At 41.4% G+C, this 18073-nt stretch carries 12 protein-coding genes; 8 read left to right on the top strand and 4 right to left on the bottom strand.

The window, feature by feature from the left end; translation table 11 throughout:
• Positions 1-28 precede the first annotated feature (28 nt).
• From WCM76_00060 to WCM76_00050, 3 genes are all read right to left on the bottom strand, one after another.
• Entirely contained in the window at positions 29-3526 is a 3498-nt protein-coding gene (locus WCM76_00060; protein MEI6763996.1) for a caspase family protein, read from the bottom strand.
• Positions 3527-3559: 33 nt separating this feature from the next.
• A complete protein-coding gene (locus WCM76_00055; protein ID MEI6763995.1) occupies positions 3560-6601 on the bottom strand; it encodes a caspase family protein in 3042 nt (1013 codons plus the stop codon).
• 145 nt (positions 6602-6746) lie between these two features.
• A complete protein-coding gene (locus WCM76_00050; protein MEI6763994.1) occupies positions 6747-8771 on the bottom strand; it encodes a DUF4384 domain-containing protein in 2025 nt (674 codons plus the stop codon).
• Between the two features lie 364 nt (positions 8772-9135).
• Here WCM76_00050 and WCM76_00045 point away from each other — a divergent pair, with 364 nt between their 5' ends.
• From WCM76_00045 to WCM76_00035, 3 genes are all read left to right on the top strand, one after another.
• A complete protein-coding gene (locus WCM76_00045; GenBank protein ID MEI6763993.1) occupies positions 9136-10101 on the top strand; it encodes a hypothetical protein in 966 nt (321 codons plus the stop codon).
• Positions 10098-11261 carry a hypothetical protein gene (locus WCM76_00040; protein ID MEI6763992.1) on the top strand — a complete coding sequence of 388 codons (1164 nt, stop codon included), beginning with the start codon at positions 10098-10100 and terminating at the stop codon, positions 11259-11261. The genes WCM76_00045 and WCM76_00040 overlap by 4 nt, the downstream gene beginning before the upstream one ends.
• A gap of 115 nt (positions 11262-11376) precedes the next feature.
• Positions 11377-11940, top strand: coding sequence for a hypothetical protein (locus WCM76_00035; GenBank protein ID MEI6763991.1), 564 nt, complete (start codon positions 11377-11379; stop codon positions 11938-11940).
• Positions 11941-11974: 34 nt separating this feature from the next.
• On the opposite strand, the gene WCM76_00030 is transcribed toward WCM76_00035, so the two are convergent.
• Positions 11975-12478, bottom strand: a complete 504-nt coding sequence (locus WCM76_00030) for a 3'-5' exonuclease (GenBank protein MEI6763990.1) — start codon at positions 12476-12478, stop codon at positions 11975-11977.
• Positions 12479-13038: 560 nt separating this feature from the next.
• Between WCM76_00030 and WCM76_00025 the strand changes: the two genes are divergently transcribed.
• The 5 genes from WCM76_00025 (at position 13039) to WCM76_00005 (ending at position 18064) form a co-directional block, all read left to right on the top strand.
• Positions 13039-13722, top strand: a complete 684-nt coding sequence (locus WCM76_00025; protein MEI6763989.1) for a hypothetical protein — start codon at positions 13039-13041, stop codon at positions 13720-13722.
• A 78-nt stretch (positions 13723-13800) separates the two neighbouring features.
• Positions 13801-14238, top strand: coding sequence for a hypothetical protein (locus tag WCM76_00020; GenBank protein MEI6763988.1), 438 nt, complete (start codon positions 13801-13803; stop codon positions 14236-14238).
• Positions 14239-14254: 16 nt separating this feature from the next.
• Positions 14255-15616 carry a hypothetical protein gene (locus tag WCM76_00015; GenBank protein ID MEI6763987.1) on the top strand — a complete coding sequence of 454 codons (1362 nt, stop codon included), beginning with the start codon at positions 14255-14257 and terminating at the stop codon, positions 15614-15616.
• Positions 15617-15655: 39 nt separating this feature from the next.
• Entirely contained in the window at positions 15656-16444 is a 789-nt protein-coding gene (locus WCM76_00010; GenBank protein ID MEI6763986.1) for a hypothetical protein, read from the top strand.
• Positions 16445-16693: 249 nt separating this feature from the next.
• A complete protein-coding gene (locus tag WCM76_00005; protein ID MEI6763985.1) occupies positions 16694-18064 on the top strand; it encodes a tetratricopeptide repeat protein in 1371 nt (456 codons plus the stop codon).
• The last annotated feature ends 9 nt before the right edge of the window (positions 18065-18073 follow it).

Below are 18073 nucleotides of genomic sequence, written 5' to 3'. Positions count from 1 at the left end.
TGCCGTCCTCGTTTAGCGCCTTGATTTCCTATTTCACAATCACTTTTATCGGGAAATCCTGACCTTTGATATAACCGGTAGGATATTGAACTTCTCCCCGGTATTGCATGGTCAGCTCAGGAACCTGATCTTCTATCCAGGCCTTAAGTTCGGTAACGGTAATCATGCCATCCCGTTTCCCGCCGTCGGCATTTCCCGACAGCCCATCAATAATTGAATAGGTGAAAACGCCATGACCGAGGTCTTTAAATTCAGCAGCATACTGCTGTGTGCCGCTGGCAGCAAGTACTACAACGCCGGCACTGCGTGCCAGTTGTGCCATCGCTTTTTCTTCAGCAGCACCGCGCATAGCTACCTGATCGATAGCACCTCCACTCTGGCAGGCATCAAGGAGTACGAGCTGTTTTTGTGCTTTGATATTTACCAGAAGATCCATTAGTTCATTTGAAGAAATTGCATTTAATTTCAGCATTTGATTGTCACCATAAATCTGGGTTACATTATACGGCACAAGAAAAAAATCGCTTTTTGCTTCTACTGATTCTTCGCTCATTACACCATGCCCGGCAAAATAAAAGATTAATACATCTTCCTGATTCGCTTGAGCAGCCAATTGATTCATGGCATTAAGAATGTTTTCTTTTGTAGCGTCGTTATCCCGAATATTTTTTATTACGGTGGAAGTGAAAATTTTATCTGAATTGGCAGAAATAGCTTCAGCAAAAGCATCTGCATCAGTAACTGCATAATTAAGATTGTATTTTGAATTTTTATATTGATTTATTCCGATGGTGATAACATAGAGGGAAGATCCAAGTTTGCCTTCGTCGCTGTAAATATTGATTTTATCAGGTATAGCTTCCGTTCTTTCAGTATTGAATGCTGTTGCTTTTATTTCATTCTGACCGGGCAGTAAGGAAAGTGTATAAGTCAGAATTCTCTTATCACCGGCAAGGGCCACCGGTTTAAATCCGCGTGCGCTGCCTTCAATAAGTTTACCATTCTGGTAACAGCGCACTTCATCAATGCCACCGCCTCTGTCGGTAACTTCAACGGTAATTGTAATTTCTGCTGAACTAAAAGAGGCGTTATCCAGGGGTGATATTATTTTAACCACCGGCGGAAGTTTAATGTTTGAAAAATCGACTTCCGGCTTTTCAAATTTTTCGCCGCTCAGCAAGCGCGACAGCAAATTGGGTGTATAATATTTCTCAAAAAAAGCATCCATCGGAATTACTTCCAACTCCAATGTAAGATAAAGCTCTTCCATGCCACTTTTACTGCCGTCGAACCTTCCGTCGGGACTCAAAGCAATCCAGTTTGCCGAATCCAGCATAAGCAGTGTTACAACTTCAGTGCCTGTCGAAATATCCCAGAATTTCAATTTACTGTCGCCCGAAGCGCTTAATATCAGGTCTCCCTTTGGGTTGAATACTGCAGAGAGTACAGGCCCTTCATGTCCGGAAAACGTTTTAACAAGGTTTCCTGTAGAAACCTCCCACAGTTTAACTGTTTTATCTCCGCTTGCGGTCAGTATATGTTTACAGTCCGAACTAAAAACGGTAGATAAAATCCATTCGGTATGACCGTTTAATTGATGAAGTTTTTTTCCGGTAGCGGTTTCCCATATAATTATACTGTTGTCGAAACCGGTTGTGACAATATATTTCCCGCCATTGGGATCATCAGGGCAAGGTGGGCTGAAAACGGCGGAATGTACTTCGGCGGTATGCCCCTGAAGTGTAAAGAGTTTTTTGCCCGTTGCTGCGTCCCATATCATGGCCGTGTGGTCAAGTCCTGCGGTGACGATGAGTTTTCCGTCATAGCTAAAAGCCGAAGTGTAAATACTGGAATGATGCCCTTTCAGCTTATTTATTATTTTACCTGTAGCGGCATCCCATATTGTTGCAAGGCTGTCTCTGCCTGAAGTGACAATAAATTTCCCGTCGTAGCTAAATTTTGCTGAAAGCAATGCGTCATTATTGTCAGAAAATCGAAGTAGTTCTTCACCACCCGATGTTTGCCATTTAATGGCGGATTTGTCGGCCGAAGCTGTAAGAACATATTTTCCTCCAGCAGGGTCATCTGCGCATTTAGGACTGAACTGAACGCTGAAAACGGCATCGGTGTGTGCTTTCAGGACGTGATACAATTTTCCGGAAGCGGTTTCCCATATTATAGCTGTGCTGTCTGCGCAGGCTGCAGCGAGGTATTTGCTGTCAGGACTGAACGTTGCAACGCGCAGCATGGGCATAATGTTGTAGCGACAATAAAGCAATCTTCCCGATTCGGCGTCGGTGAGTGTTAGTTTTTTATCAAAAGAAACGGTTGCAATATATTTTCCATCGGGGCTGTACGTAGCCGATATCAGCATACTTCCGCTTGCGGTCGGCTTTCCCAAATGATTTCCTGTTGCGGCATCCCAGATATCAAAGCTGTTATCAGCGGATATCAAAATATCCTTACCGTCGGGGCTGAATGCTATGTGCCTCGTTCGTTCTCCCACACCTTGGAAACGCTGCACGATTTTACAACTTGATGTCTCATAAAGTGTTGCAATATCATTAGAATTCAAGAAAAGCATGTACCGGCCGCCGGCCCGGTCATCGGGGCATTTCGGGCTAAAAATGATGGTTTCAATATAACCCGTAGTATCTTCAATCACATGTTCCATTTGACCGGTAGCCACATCAAACATCAGTGTTTTGTAGCTGGAATTTACGGTGATTATCTTTGTTCCATCAGGGCTAAAATTGGCAAATGCGGCTCCATACCATTCTTCACCAAGCATTATACTTGTATCTCCTGTTTCCGGATTCCATAAAATAGCAGGGCTTTCATTGGCTGTAGTTACGATGGTTTTGCCATCAGGACTGTATGAGGCACTTTCTATCGATTGGGAGAAACTCCCGATACTTCTGACAAGCTTTCCGGTAGACGTTTCCCAGACTTTTAGTGAATTATCTATACCCGCAGTAATGATGTGTTTTCCGTCGGGGCTGAAGTAATTAATCAGATAGAACGGCAGCATATTTTCTAGAGTATACAACTTTCTACCGGTCGTTACATCCCACAATATTGCAGTGCTGTCGCGACTTGCAGTAAGAATGTATTTACCATTGTCAGGGCTAAAAACGGCCGTTTCAATTTCGTCATGGTGTCCCCGCAACCGATGTAATACTGTTCCGGAAATAAAGTCCCAGAGCATGACGCTGCTATCAGAAATTACCGCCAGTAAATATCTTCCATCGGGACTGAAACAAATAGAATTTACATTGCCATTAACGTTAAGATTCTTCAATAGCTTACAGCTCGCGGCATCCCATATTTTTATGAAAGCATCGTTTGAACCGGTCGCAATATATCTTCCGTTGGGACTATATGCCATACTTCTGATAATATCGGTATGACCGATGGGAAGTATCAGTTCCGGTTTCTGGCTATAGGCTGTGAAGAGCGAAAAGTGAAGAGTGAAAAGTGACAGAAAAGAAATTTGTAGAAATTTAAAAAGTGGTTGAATTGTCATATTGCGTAATTGCTAAATTGTTATTCCCTGTTACTAATTCCCTGTTACTTTAATCGGGAAGTCCTGTCCTTTGCTGTATCCGGTGGGATATTGTGCTTCGCCTTTATATTTCTTTGTAAGTTCCGGAACATAATCTTCGAGGAATGCTTTCAGTTCAAAAACTGTAATTTTTTTGTCGCCGTTAGTGCCGTCGGCACTGCCTTTCAGTCCTTCTACAATAGAATACGTGAACACACCATGACCTAAAGATGCAAATTCTGTGGCATACTGATCCATACCTGCTGCTGCAAGGACCACTATTCCTGCGCTGCGGGCCAATTGCGCCATGGCTTTTTCTTCGGCCGCACCGCGTGATGCAAACATTTCTGTGGCACCACCGCTCTGACAGGCATCCAATATCACTAATTGTTTTTGCGCTTTAATGCTCACTAATAATTCATTTAATTCTTTCGAAGATATGCACTGCGGGCTCAGTTGCTCAGGGTCGGCATACATCTGAACCATATCTGTAAGAACGAGGAAATAATCATCTTTGGCAGTGCCGTTGCCTTCGGTCATTACACCATGACCGGCATAATAAAACACAAACACGTCTTGCGGAAGAATCTTGCTTTGCAGGTCTTTAAAGGCATTCAGAATGTCTGCTTTGGTCGCATCGTTATTCTTTATCATTTTTGTTTGCACCGACGAAAATATTTTATCGGCATTTTCCGTAATGGATGCAACAAATGCATCAGCATCAGGAACGGCATACTTTAAACTGTATTTTGAATTTTTGTACGTATTAATTCCCACGGCTAGTACGTATAAATTTGCTTCGGCTTTCACGCCATTGTATACCACATTTAAAATATCGGGAGTGGATTCTGTTCTCTCTGAGTTAAAGGCGGTTGCTTTAATTTCATTATTACCCGGAAGCAGATTAATCGTGTAATTATACGTTTTCTTTCCGGCAATATTGCTCACTTCTTTGAATCCGCGTGTGCTGCCTTCAATGAGTTTTCCATTCTGAAACAGCCGCACTTCGTCTATTCCGCCACCCTGATCGGTAACTTCAACAGTTATGGCAAACTGTTGCTGCTGTGATTCTATTTTGTTGCTTTGCGAAGATTTGCCATCTGAGACAATATGAACACGAGGAGGTCGCTTAACATTACCGAAACTCACACCGGAATTAGTAACATCCTCTCCTGCAAGAATTCGAGCACCCAATCCAGGCACATAGAATTTCTCAAAGAACTGCCCTGCCTGATAATATTGTGGTTCTTTATCCTGCCCCTGATTAACATGCCAGCCTATTAAGTTTTCTGCACCTTCTGAACAATCGAAAAAACCATCAGGCGACCACAATATCCAGCCCATGTTCTCGGGATAAATGAAAAGCTTGAATAGCAACCTATCCATGACTTTGAAAATATTTGCAAAGCCGAACATGTCTGTTGTTTTATCAATCGTGATTAACAATTCACTATTTTTTCGCAGTACTTTAAACTGATATGATTTTTTTGGTTTTATGAAATTTGTGAATTCATTATCACTTGTAAATGTCACGCCATTCACACTTAGAATAATATCTCCTGCCATCAGTCCGCATTTTCGGGCAAGACCGGTATCAACAACACTCGCGACCCGGTTAAACACCCGTTTTTCCATGCTGTACCAACAAATTGTTCCGTCAGCCATTGCGGCAACAACGGTTTTATCATCATCAGAGATATTAATCAGATGAGCAGATGCCGGAATGTCTTCAGTCCACAATTTATGACCAGCCGTATCAGTACAATAAATATCCCACGATGCGGCAAATACAATTTTTTTTGCATCTTTTGAAATATCAGTCGCATAACATTCCTCATCTGAACCTAAAAATCTATTGCTTCCTTTATTAATAAATGTTTCTGTAGATCCCCTCCAGTTATTGATTGAAACGCCCTTATAATTATCCGTAAAAGAAGACCCTTCTGAAAAAGGCTTGACACTAAGCAGGCGGTCGTTTACAGAATATGTAATGGGCAATTTGCCCTCAGGTGTAATTCCTATAACAGAACCATTCGCATTTATTTTCAGGCATGATTTATCCTTAACGTTGTAATTATTGAATATGAGAGATTTTACAAATATTTTATTGCCGTCAAGAGTCATCCGGCCAAATTCGGATTGCATGGTACTAAATATAAAAGAATTATCGGGCAGCGGTTCAATATCCATCAGATGTTGCTTGCCCGTCGGATAATCCTTATACAGGCCTTTTCCTTTACCCTTATTCGGCCATATCCGGATGTGTTTCAATTCCTGACCATCTACATTTTTTCGGTAAGAAAAGCCCGAGATGAGGTATTGACCATCATGAGAAAATGACACAACTCTCAGGCAATTCGTATCTTCTGACGCACCAGAAATATCGGGTTCGTAAAGCAATTCGCCCGTATGCGGATTATACACTTGAATTTTTGGTGAGTCATCAAAGCCAATGGCCAGTAAGTTTCCATCGGGGGAATATGCCAAGGAAAAAGGTTTGTAACCGGCTATTTTATTGGCGCCAAACTGCAAATCAAAATTAGCATCATAGATTCTTACAGACCCATCCCAGGTTGCAACAGCGAAATTTCCCGCTTTGTCAATTGCAATTTTGTATGTTGAGCCATAATTATATCCAATTGTTTTCACCGTTGTCCATGTGGCTGTTTCAAATATTCTGACTCCATAACCTCCTCCCAGACCGGAAAACAAATATTTTCCGTCGGGCGAAAAACGCAATTCACAAATAGAACCGGGCAGATTTTTAATACGGGAAAGCATTGTCCCGCTTTCGGCATCATACAAATAAATTACGTGAGATTTATCAATAAAGTCATGAGTATTGCCGCCGAGTGCAACAATTTTTCCATCGGGAGAAAGCGCTCCGGCATAGAGCATACCCTCAATTCCTGAACCTATGGGTATATGATACGTCCGGATTAAGGTCCCCGTTTGAATATCCCAAAGCTTCGCTGTTTTATCCGTACTTACGGTAAGCATAACTTTCGCGGCTTCATCAGTGCTTATCTTCCTGATTCTGGCAGTATGCACGTCCATGTTAAGTGTTAGTATCGGATTGACAGGCTGTGCATACAAATTCTGAGCACAGCAAAAAACGAACACTGTTAAACAGAACGCAGAAAGCCGGTTCTTCAATTTATTCATGAGTTTAAGTGTAAGTAATTACTCATTTTAATTGACTTTATTTTTCCACACTCGTCAGGTTAATTTTCAGTTCGGCATGTTCAGGTACTTCTTTGAACGCCCGCCGACCTGTTTTATTAATCGCGGCAATGTCATCGGTAATCAGATTGAAACCGCTTACAATCTTTGTTTGCAGGGGTCCGAATGGCTCCGATTGTGCAAATATTTGTAAAACCTCAGCCCCGAAAGGCTCACCGCACTCAAAGGTTTTAGGAAGCGTATAATTTTGATTAATCATTTCATCGGTGATTTTCATATTGTCAAGCAGCAAAAAATTATCACCTGTAGAAGTATAATCCACAATCCGTACATAGCAACTTTTGTTTGCTTTTACGGTAATCTGCATACGCTCGCCATTTTTAAAAACCAGATTTTTATTCCCTTTGTTTGTCCACATGTTCACCACAAGATTACCATTATCCTGAATGCCTTGCTGCATCTGGTCCTGGCTGATAACGGCATTATCAAAATTGTCGGGTTTCCAGTTCAATTTATCAGCAGTCAGAACGCTTTGAGGCAACAAAGCTTCGGCAGCACCTATAATATTTCCGTATGAATCCTTCAAAATACAATTCACTTTCAAATTATTTCCGGCCTCCCAGTAAGTCCCTCCCACACTGTAATTTTTTTCATCCAGAATAAATGCAGTACTCACGGTATAGCCCGCTACCAAAGGAAGTTTGAGTTCAAGTGATGAAGTGAGCTTTGCTGAAAACGAACTCGTGATGCCTTTATCACTAAATGTAAAGTTCACAATATTTACTTTTGATTCAAGTTTTCCTGCCTGCGCTTTAATACAGGCGGCAATAAATGTCGCCAGGTCTTCAACAGACGAAACGCCCGATTGCTGCAAAGAGGCAATGCCGTCTTGCACCGTTTTACGGAATGCCGGAATCTCATCATTCATTGCTGTCGGTTTCAGCGCAGCAACTATTATTTCAGCATCTTCAGCCTGAGCAAGCAATGGTATACATTCCAAATAAAAATTTAAAGCACCTTGCTTATCGGAATTAGTCAGCGCAAGCTTCGCCGATGAAATTTTACTCTGAACAGATTGTTTTTTTATTTCTGAAAGCTTCGAATAATAATTTCCAATGTCATTCTTATCTGCATAACAAAACAAGTGAGTGATTCTGTTCTTTTCATCAAAATATACTGCCGTATGAATCAATGAAACATCAAGTCCGTTAAAAACATTCGTACGACTATTCGTTCCTGATGCATTGAATTGGTTAATCAATCTGGCAATTTGTTCATTTATCAGATTTACAGCAGCATCTTTCAATCGTGCGGTTAATTGCGAATTGTCTGTACCGGATGATGATTTTTCAGACTGATATGCCATGACGTATTCAGCCTCCGGATATGCAGTAAGCCGATTCGAATAATCAACCCAGGAAGGCTTCAATACAATCTCATAGTTAAGATTAGCCAACTCAGAGCGTTCTGTAATATTTGAAATATTGAAAGTGAAATTTTCAAACGGCAGGCTTGTACCACCCGCAACCTCTGAATAGCGATTAGGAACCATTTCGGCATTCATTATTTTCAGTTCTTCGCAGTTGGCCGACAAGGTATAGCGGGCAGTTATGAAGTAATCGGGTTGTTCATTGTTTAATAAATCTTCGTAGAAGCGATTTTCGTCGGCAAGTTTGTTCGGGGGTGTAAAATACGCGAGCATCAAACCGTTTAAAGCGTTATCCGCACCCTGAGGAAATAGAATATTATACGGAAGTCTGTTCTCGCTGATTTCAGATTTTAAATCATGTGCAAAAATTTTCGAAAGCTCCACGCCCAGATAGGTCTTAATGGTATCAGTAAAGCCGGAATTAAAATAGAAAAATGTAATTGCAATTTTACTGTCTTGTTTTAACTTCGATTTTTTTATCGTTTTGGCTACCTCACCTGCGAATTTTTCAACCCCTTTGTTGACGGTTTTTGCGCTTTGAGCGGAAACAGTGAAGAGTGAAAAGTGAAAAGTGAAGAGTGAAAAAATAAATATGTATTTCAGGCGTCTTTTCATAGGGATTTTAACTGAGTTATACAAATACTCAAGAATTAAGGATTTTCTCCAAATTAGAGCACTAATTTCAAAGTAAATATACGTAATTTAGAATTCAATAATATGTTAATTTCACTTTCATTTCAATTCAACTCATGCAGAGAAATTTCCCTGATGCAATACAAAAAGCGCCAATACTGCGCATTTAATTCAATGACATGACTCTCATCATTTTGTTAATTATTTTTAATATTTTAAACCCAGAACCGTTTTTTTTCTATTTTTGAGATGTCACATATATTATAATACTTGCATTATTGCGGCCTGTCTGTTATAATAACTTTCAAATTAATTGTATTTTTTATTAACCCAAAATACACCAACCATGAATCGAATTTTCAGGAACATTGCCCTGGCAAGTTTTGCCTTTCTCGTTACTGTTTCGGTAACGGCACAGGATAATTCAAAGGACAAAACAGCAGGTAAAGGCGTTAAAACGCCCACAGACAGCGTTGTAAAACCCCAGGCTGCTACCGGAAAAGGAAAAGATGTTGATGTGCAGCAGGTAGTTAAAGAAGGAAAACCGGTGGTTACCGGAAACGACACGAACAGCATCAACTGGAAAGAACAATATATTGAATCTAAAGGATATTCAGTAATGGACAAAACGCGCTATCCGTTAGAAGGACAGGCAGAGCTTATGGCATACCGCGGCGCCGTTGCCGATTGCTGGCGTAATTTGGGTGCCATTATTCAAGGCGTGCGTGTAGTGGGCGAAACCACCGTTGAAAATTATATTACTACCAGCGATTATGTATATACCCGCATCGACGCCTTTATCAAAAATGCTGAAATGGTCGGCGACTATAAAGTAAAGGGAAATATGGTAGAAGTGGTGATGCGCATTCCACTTTCAAGACAGAACGGTAAGCAAGGTCTTACGGATGTTATCTATGACGCCAACGGAAAAACATTTGATACAAAAACTTCTCCTGCTACAACTCCGGTAACAGATAAAAAGACTGCCAAATCAGGCACAACAGTCGACCCATCATTGCTTCCTGTGGTTGTTGACGACCAGGGAAATGTTGTTTTCGACTACAGCAAATACTATGACCCGTCCACAGGTAAAATTCCGCAGTATATTGAAGTTACCAAAGAGGTAGCCGACATTTTGGGCGCAGGATCAGATGTTACCAATGTTATTAACGGCGTGCAGGATGCCGCCACCGGTCAGATTAAGATCAAGGCCGGACAGAATGATAAAATAGACAAATGGGCAAACATCATTGGCAAAATTCTTAAGATAGGCAGCACAATCATTGCATTTTTAGAATACTGTACAAAATGAAAAAAATACTAATATTTATTACAATACTGTTCATTTTTCCGCAAGCGTTTACGCAGAATATTTCCAACGTGCACGTAAAAGGCGTTGGGTTAACGCGTGACGAGGCATTGCAGGATGCACTCAGAGCCGCGGTTTCACAAGCTTCGGGCGTAGTACTCGCAAGTTTCACTCAGGTCGAAAATTTTGTTACGCTCAAAGATGCTATCAATACGCATACAGAAGGTGTTGTAACGAAATACACTATAACCAAGGAAACCCCACTCAGTAAAACCTATGAGATTGAGATCGACGCAGAAGTGAGTCAGGATGCCATAAAGCAGAATGCGCTTGCATTGGAATCACTCGTTGGCGGAATCCGTTTTCTGGTAATTTATGATGCACGTAAGTTTTCGGAAGACAAGCAAGTGTTTCTCAAATTTGCCGTTGACCGTATGAACGAATACCTCATCAGCAAAAAATACCGGTATATCGAAACCGACCGCTTTGAAAACCTCAAAGATGCCGCAGTCAAAGTTTTGGGAGCCGACACATCCACGGCTTCTTTCGTTCAGAAACTCGGCTTGTACTCCGATGCCCAATTCATCATGTACATCTCCGACCTCAGTATACGCAAGGCCGGTAATGGTTCAACTAAGGTTACAATAGAAGCGAAAGCATATGATAACTGCGTATCCGAAGGTTTGGGTACCGTGGTAATGGAAGGCGATTTCTCGGCAATTCCCGATTATAATGATGCCTGTAAATACAGTGTGCGCACAGCCGTTACCAATGGCTTCGACCGTTTGCTGATGTTCTTTTTTACAAGTATCGGGAACTGGTCTAACAACGGTGCGCCTTATCAGCTGCGATTTTTCGAAACAGGAACTTATCGTGATTTTATTGAATTGAAAAATAAACTGAAAGCTGATTCCGATTTTGGCGGATCCATTGAAATTGTGAACATGCCGGGATATACCAGCCTGAATTGCAAATACAAAAAACTACCCGATGCCATGGCAGAAAAAGTACTCATGTCGGCCGATGAAATTCCTGCGCTTAAAGAAAAAAGATTGGATGTGAAGTTGCTTTATCAGCGGCAAATATCCTTTGCACCTACAAACGTGAAGGTGCCTGAAGCTATTGAAGCGGGCGAAGCAAAGGCCGGAAGCGGAAAACAGTGAGCAATGCCTGCCCGCCTTTTGCGGGAACCGTTAACAGTGAACAGTGAGGAGTGGGCGATAAGGATTAAGCTGTACACGAAATTATTGGATTTTTTAATTTGTAAATTTATTTGAAATGAGAAAAATACAACTGAGCGTAATCGTCGTTTTGTTATCATTCGTTTGTGTCTTTGGGCAAAAAAAAGGATACTGGGCCGAGAGCAATGCAAGCAATACCCTTGATGCTTCAAAAAAGTACAGCGTAGCAGTGCTTCCTGTTGTAGTTACCGATGCTGAATTATCGGCCGACGCAACCCTTGCAGAGCAGGCGAATAATACCATTATTTTGAAACTTGCAGACATTTGGAAATTCAATGTCATCAATAAAGAATTGATGTTGGGTGCGGTGAATACCTATCGTTTTGGATCGGGTCCGGTAAATGCCTCCAACTATCCCGACATCTGCAAAGCAACCGGTGCTCGATTGCTGGTATACTGCGAGCTTTCGCGGAATAAAACCATCATCAAAAAGAAAGAGGTCACCACCGTCATTGCATGGATACAGGTATTTGATGCCAACGCTGATTTTTCTTCGGTATACAGCAGTCGAGCTCGCTCAATTAAATCAATGACTATTACGGAAGAAGTTGACGGTGCCATCGGAAAAGCCTTAGAAGCGCTGGTTCTGAAGATGAAATAATTGAATTGTCCGGCAATTTCAAACTGGCAAAGAATCACACGTAGTCTTTCCTCAGATATAACTTTGCGCAGGCACGCGCATCAGAAAGTGCGTCGTGGTGGTTGAGTTCTATGCCAAGCCTTGCGCAACAGGCGTTCAACTTAGCCGGTTCGAAGCCTTTAGCCCTGTAGATTTTAAGAGTGCAATCCCAGCGTTCGGTCAACAATAGTTTATCGTAATCCATACCGTAATGTTCCATGGTTCGCATCAGCACACTGCGGTCAAACGATTCGTTGTGTGCAACGACCGTTACTCCCTGCAGACGTCGTGCAATGTAAGGAAAAAGCTCCGGGAAATCGGGTGCATTCAGTGTATGCCGGGCGGTGATGCCGTGCACTTCGGTATTTCGCCAGGAATAATAATTGTCGGGAGGCTTGATAAGTGAGTAATATTCATCCACGATTTTTCCGTTCCGAACCGACACAATTCCAACAGCACACGCACTGTGGCGCTGTCCGGTGGCGGTTTCGAAATCTATGGCGGCAAAATTCATGATAATCGTTTCTCGGCTGCCTTTCAGAGTAGAGCAGTCCTGCAAATGTAGAAAATTAGGTGCACCGCATTGAAAATTGCAATAAAATAATCTCACTTACAACACCAGTCGGCATCATAATGTCGTAGTGCAGGAACTGCGTAAAAATATTGCGGTGTGGTAGTATTAATGATAATATTTTAACAAAAAAGCCCCATAAACAGGGGCTTTCAGAAGGATAATCGTTCCCGGAGCTTAGAGATAGCAATCGCTATTTGTATCGGCGTTAGCAATGTGATTTATCAATACAGTAAAAAAAAATTGAAAAACGCATTACGAAATAAAATAGACCGACATAATAATAAGCGAATACGCACTGAGAAGTCAAACACACAACTAATAACTTTAAAATATAACATCATGAAAACATTACTGAAGTCCGAAGAATTCCCGACCATAATGGCGGTATTATTCATGACCATAATGGTTCTGGCAGGCATACTTCTACCCTGTCTTTAATCAAACGCCCGGCAGGAAAGACCTGTCGGGTGCGAATCAATTTATAACACAGTTAAAAACTTTCCACAATGAAGACAACAATGACAAAAGCAGCAATAGGCGTGGCAATCTGCCTGTCTGTTCTGCGCGGCTTCGCCCTGCCGCTCACCAATTCGGGCATCAAAATTGGATGGCCAATTGAAAGACCAACCCCAACAGTCGTGAACGGCGCATCGTATGATTACGTCTATCCGATGTCTGTTCTGAACGGTTTGCCAGCGAGCAAAGTCTTTCCAAAAAGTTTTGAGTCTGCATCTTGGTCTATCGGTGAAGGCGTCACAGGGTATCCGGGAAATCCGCTTCAGAGCAAATGGGCTACTGATTACTTTGTTTCTTACCGTAATCCTGCGACGCCGGTCGTTTGTATTGACATGGAGGAACATTTTTTCATAGCCCAATTCTATGAAGGGGCACCTTCTCAATACGGCGCCATGGTGCTGGGAATGAATGGATACTGGTACAATGTCTATAGCACTTTCTGCGGAATAATCTCCTCACAGGAATTCAAATGTTACGGACTTCCTGTGAGCGATACGCAAAAGGAAAAAGCCGACGGCATCACCTATTACACCATCAAAGTACAGACAGATCCGTGTTATGGCAGTAAGATTCTAACACTCTATGCTTTCACAAGTGTTATTCCACCGTCAATGAAGGGCATGGTCTTCCCTATCGGTTCATGCGACGGAGTCTCTATTTTTGAAGGTGGCTGAAATTTGGTTGGAGTTGGGATCGCGCCCGGCGCGGTCCTCCTTTTCAAAATACATTATTAATCCAAAAACAAAAGCCTTATGAAAAAGTTAAAAATGATTTTAGTAATAACCATTCTTGGTTTAAGCATTATACCATTTGGTAATAGCAATGCAAATACAGTAACAGGATGCTCTTACAAATTTGTTATGGCTCCATACAGGCCTCTCACCCAATGCCTGAAACCAGTAGGCCCGAGATTCAGCGGTGGATATCTGGTGTATGGAGGTTTTGAGGTGCTCTTTACTGATTCTGAGTACAAATGCTATTACTTTGAAGCTTCGGGTGAAATCATGCTGCATGGCTGTACACTCTGCAGAAAAACATATATCTCTCAGTCATTTCAGGATATAAAAGGGAACCTGTACACGATGTTCTCAAATGCCGAATGTCCGCTGTCACCTACCGGTTATCATGATGGGCGTAGCATGAGCGAGGTTTATCCTTGTGTTTGCAATCCAGATATTTATGTACACTAAAATGGAGGAACTTAAAATGAAACGTTTGATGTTATATCTGATGATTATTCTTAACTGTGTTGCCTGCAAAGGGAACGTTATAAAGGATTCGCCTTATTCCAGTCAGCGCGATGGCCTGAAAGATCTGCCACAAGCATCATCGGCAGACGCCACTTCCAAATATCCGCAACCGGTTTCTTTTGCCAAGAAAGGTCGCTTCTGTTTGCTTTTATTTGGTGATACTCATAATGAAGAGGCTCGAAATGCTGATATCTCACTATCTACTGCTATTGATAAAAATACCACAGACTACTTTTTTGTCGATCTTTCAAAATGGAGTGAAGATGCGCTGACACGGTTTCAGACAGACTTTGGAGCATTACAGTGCATTTATCTCCTGTCCGCTTCAGGTAATTTACTCCTGAACATTTCCCTTGATGAAAAACTTGCTGTGGACACTGCTTTGAAGAGCATTGACAGGATGACCACGCTTTACGTGAAAAATGGCATCGACCCTGCTTCATTTAAAAAGTACTCTCGTCCGGTGGTCCATAAAGGCGCAAAGGACAACTTCTTTAAGGTTGGTACATTTGGAAATATCATTGTCCCGGCTGATTTTGTTGTTCCAGGAAAAGTGTCCGTGCTGATATTTAGTAATCCCGGCTGCCCGCCATGCGTGGCTTTAAAAGAGGCCTTGCTGACAGATAATACCATCGATCCGGCAAAATGCGATTTCTATTATGTAGACCTTTCGGCGGATGCCAACCTGAACCAGCATACGTGGGATGCAACTAAAGTGACTCCCGAGATGAAAGTATACGCAATGGAAGGTACCATAATATTTCCAACGGTCTGGATAATTTCATCTTCCGGAAGTGTTTGCAGTGTTGTGAATGGGAACACTATAGGCGATATTACACTGCTAGACTATATCAGGCAATCGGTGACCCGCCTTTCCGGCAACAATCCGGAGATTATAGATAAGCCACACCCGGATCCCGTTTTGGAAGGCGAATTGTTATCAGCTAACAAGCTAGTGGTATCAGAAACGAAGCCTGAACCAAGTGCCGCTATCCTTTCACTCGCGAAGATCAACATTGTTTCTGGAAAGATAATTTTGTTTTATAGTATTCAAAATACACCCTGCAATCACAAAGTAGAGATTACCATCACTAAAGAAAAAGGGAACGTTCTTATCATGCATGAATCTGTGGATATAAAATTCAAAACCGGCGATAGGGTTCCTTTTGAATATGCTTTGAAGAAAGCCGTCGTGCTAAAAAAGAGAACAAACTACCTAATCAGCATCTGCATCACCTCAGGTAACGAGACGATATTCAAAGTCACTGAAAAAGCGTTCTCAACAAATCAATATAACAACGCAATTATTAACTTCTAAATAAGAAAGGAGTCTGTCATGACATCAAACGCAAATTTTTTGAAATTACTGCTTCTGACAGCGCTATTTCTTGCACTGTTCACAGTAATTGGATCGGCACAAAAAGCCGAGACTCCGCTCGTATTCGGGGCATTCGCTTATGTGAATAATGGCGGCGCCTACGCAGGCTGGTCGGTTCAGGCACCATATAAGCAGTTTACCTGCAAACACTGCCATAAAACCATAACAACACAACTATTCAGCAAAGCTGACGGCAGCTCAGTGGAACTTATATGTTCAGATGCCTGTCAAGCTAATTCGGGTGGTCACCACGAACCATCCAATAAGGTCGCTGACCTTGGTGGAAAGCAGAACAATGCCGGAACCAACCAAACCGGAGCAGAAAAGCCGTTGCCGCAGGATCAGAGGACTGAAAAGCCGATAGAAAACCCGGTTATTCCAAGCGATGTTCCCGAGACAGAAAATGAAACGACCGTATCTGATTCGACCGGTGTAAACATTCCGTTGCCAATGATCGATTCAATCCTGATCGACAGTTACCTCACGGTATTTTATACCTTGCCTTCAGGCGGAAATCTTTCACGCTACAATCTGATTGTAGAAATCACTAATCCACGAAAATCACAGCTATTATTAAATGAAACCTTCAGTTTAACTGTTTCTCCCGTCCTAAGTTACTGCGTAATCATTCCCGCAGAGGGCTCATTCAGCAAGATAAAAGAGGGCTTCGAAATTACGATAACCTTGACAGATGCTGACGGAAAAACACTTAAAACAGTGATCGCGAGCCTGAAGTCAGGGAAAAAAGGATTTTTTGCATTGTTCTGATCGACTTGAAATGAAATTTTGTTGTTGTTGTGTGTGTGTAAAATGGCCGGTGGCAGACCACGGACCAGAGAGCAAGGCCTTCGGGCCTTTGCTCTTTTGGAATAAGGTGATCAAGTTCTGCAAAAAAGCCAGCATTAGGTTAGTGTAATGTTAAAAATTTACAGGACTAAAAATATTCACATTAAATGCAAAACACATATATTTACGGAATGATATTAATTTAATTACGTGCGAATAACCTATAACCTTATGAAAACAAATAAGTATTTACGCATTCTCCTTCTTGGCATGGTTCTATTTGGGATTTCTATAAACTCAAAAGCACAGAATGACAATCAGGCCAACATTAGAATACTCCGTGATTCTTTAGCTGTTGCAAAAGAAGACACGAATATGGTTCTTCTGGTAATGACCTTATACGAAATGCAAGGCGGCTTTAATAGTGCGAATGAAGTTAAAACATATCTGGAAAAAGCTCTGCTTATTTCGCAGCAGCAAAACTATTTGAAGGGTCTAGCTTTCATTAACGAGAACTTAGGAGATTTCAATACGTATCTTAAAATGAAAGGTGTTGCTACGGGGTATTTTCTCGATGCCAAACAATTCTTTTTTGTTTATCTTAACTTAAGGATTCAGCAGAAAGATAGTTTCAGAATTGCTGCTAATTATACTAATCTGGCCAGGATATATACAAAGCTTGATATGCCGGACTCTGCTAAAATATTTCTTGAAAAAGGAGTGAGCCAAATAATCGAAACAAAGAAAGATTATGCATTCGCTGCTGAGTTTTATATGAAAATAGCGAATACTAACGGCATGTTGGGCAATTATTCTCAGGCGTTATCCTTTCATAATAAAGGTCTTAATCTTCTTTTAATAAATTCACCAGACTCTTTATCTATGATCAGCCAATTTTATCAATTTATTTCTTTTGATTTTCAATCAATGAATAAAATGGACAGTGCGCAATACTATAATAAATTGCGATTCGATGTTATTGAAAAGAGCCAAAAAGGGAATGATCCTCAACTGCTGATCACAAAAGGCCAGAATGCTTATAGCCTCCAACAATATAAAGAAGCGCTCTCATTATTCCAGAAAGCTCTCAATAATATTAATAAGGATGATTTTTTTCAAATTGCTTTATGTCACACTTACATTGGTAATACTCAACATGCCCCACTTTATGAGCGATTCAAAAATGGCGTCAACATCCCGAAAGCTCAGTTTGCATTAGCCGTATCTTCGTTTGAAACGGCCAATGACTTTTTTAGAAAGGCGCTGGAGAATTCAACAGACAGTTCCTCAATCAAACAATGTATATTCTATATCGCAGGGAATAAAATTGCAATCGGTGACATAGTAAAACTCTATCAAGATAGTTCGGCAACAAACAATTTTGAAGAAGCCGTCAGATTACTGAGAAGTGTAAATGATGGTCCGTCAAGAAGCAATATGAAATATTGCTACAAACAATTAGGGTTACTTTATGCCAGTTCTGACAGGCTTATGGCAATAAATATGTTTAAAAAGGCAATGGAGATTTGCCAGGAATTCTATGCAACAGATACAACGTGGAGAATACGCGCAAACTGGTCCCCTAGTTCCGCGTTAAGCTGACCCCCTTTT

This window comes from Bacteroidota bacterium, assembly GCA_037133915.1.
GTDB lineage: Bacteria > Bacteroidota > Bacteroidia > Bacteroidales > CAIWKO01 > JBAXND01.
The sequence above is the reverse complement of the archived record's forward strand: the minus strand, read 5'-3'. Positions and strand labels throughout refer to the sequence as shown.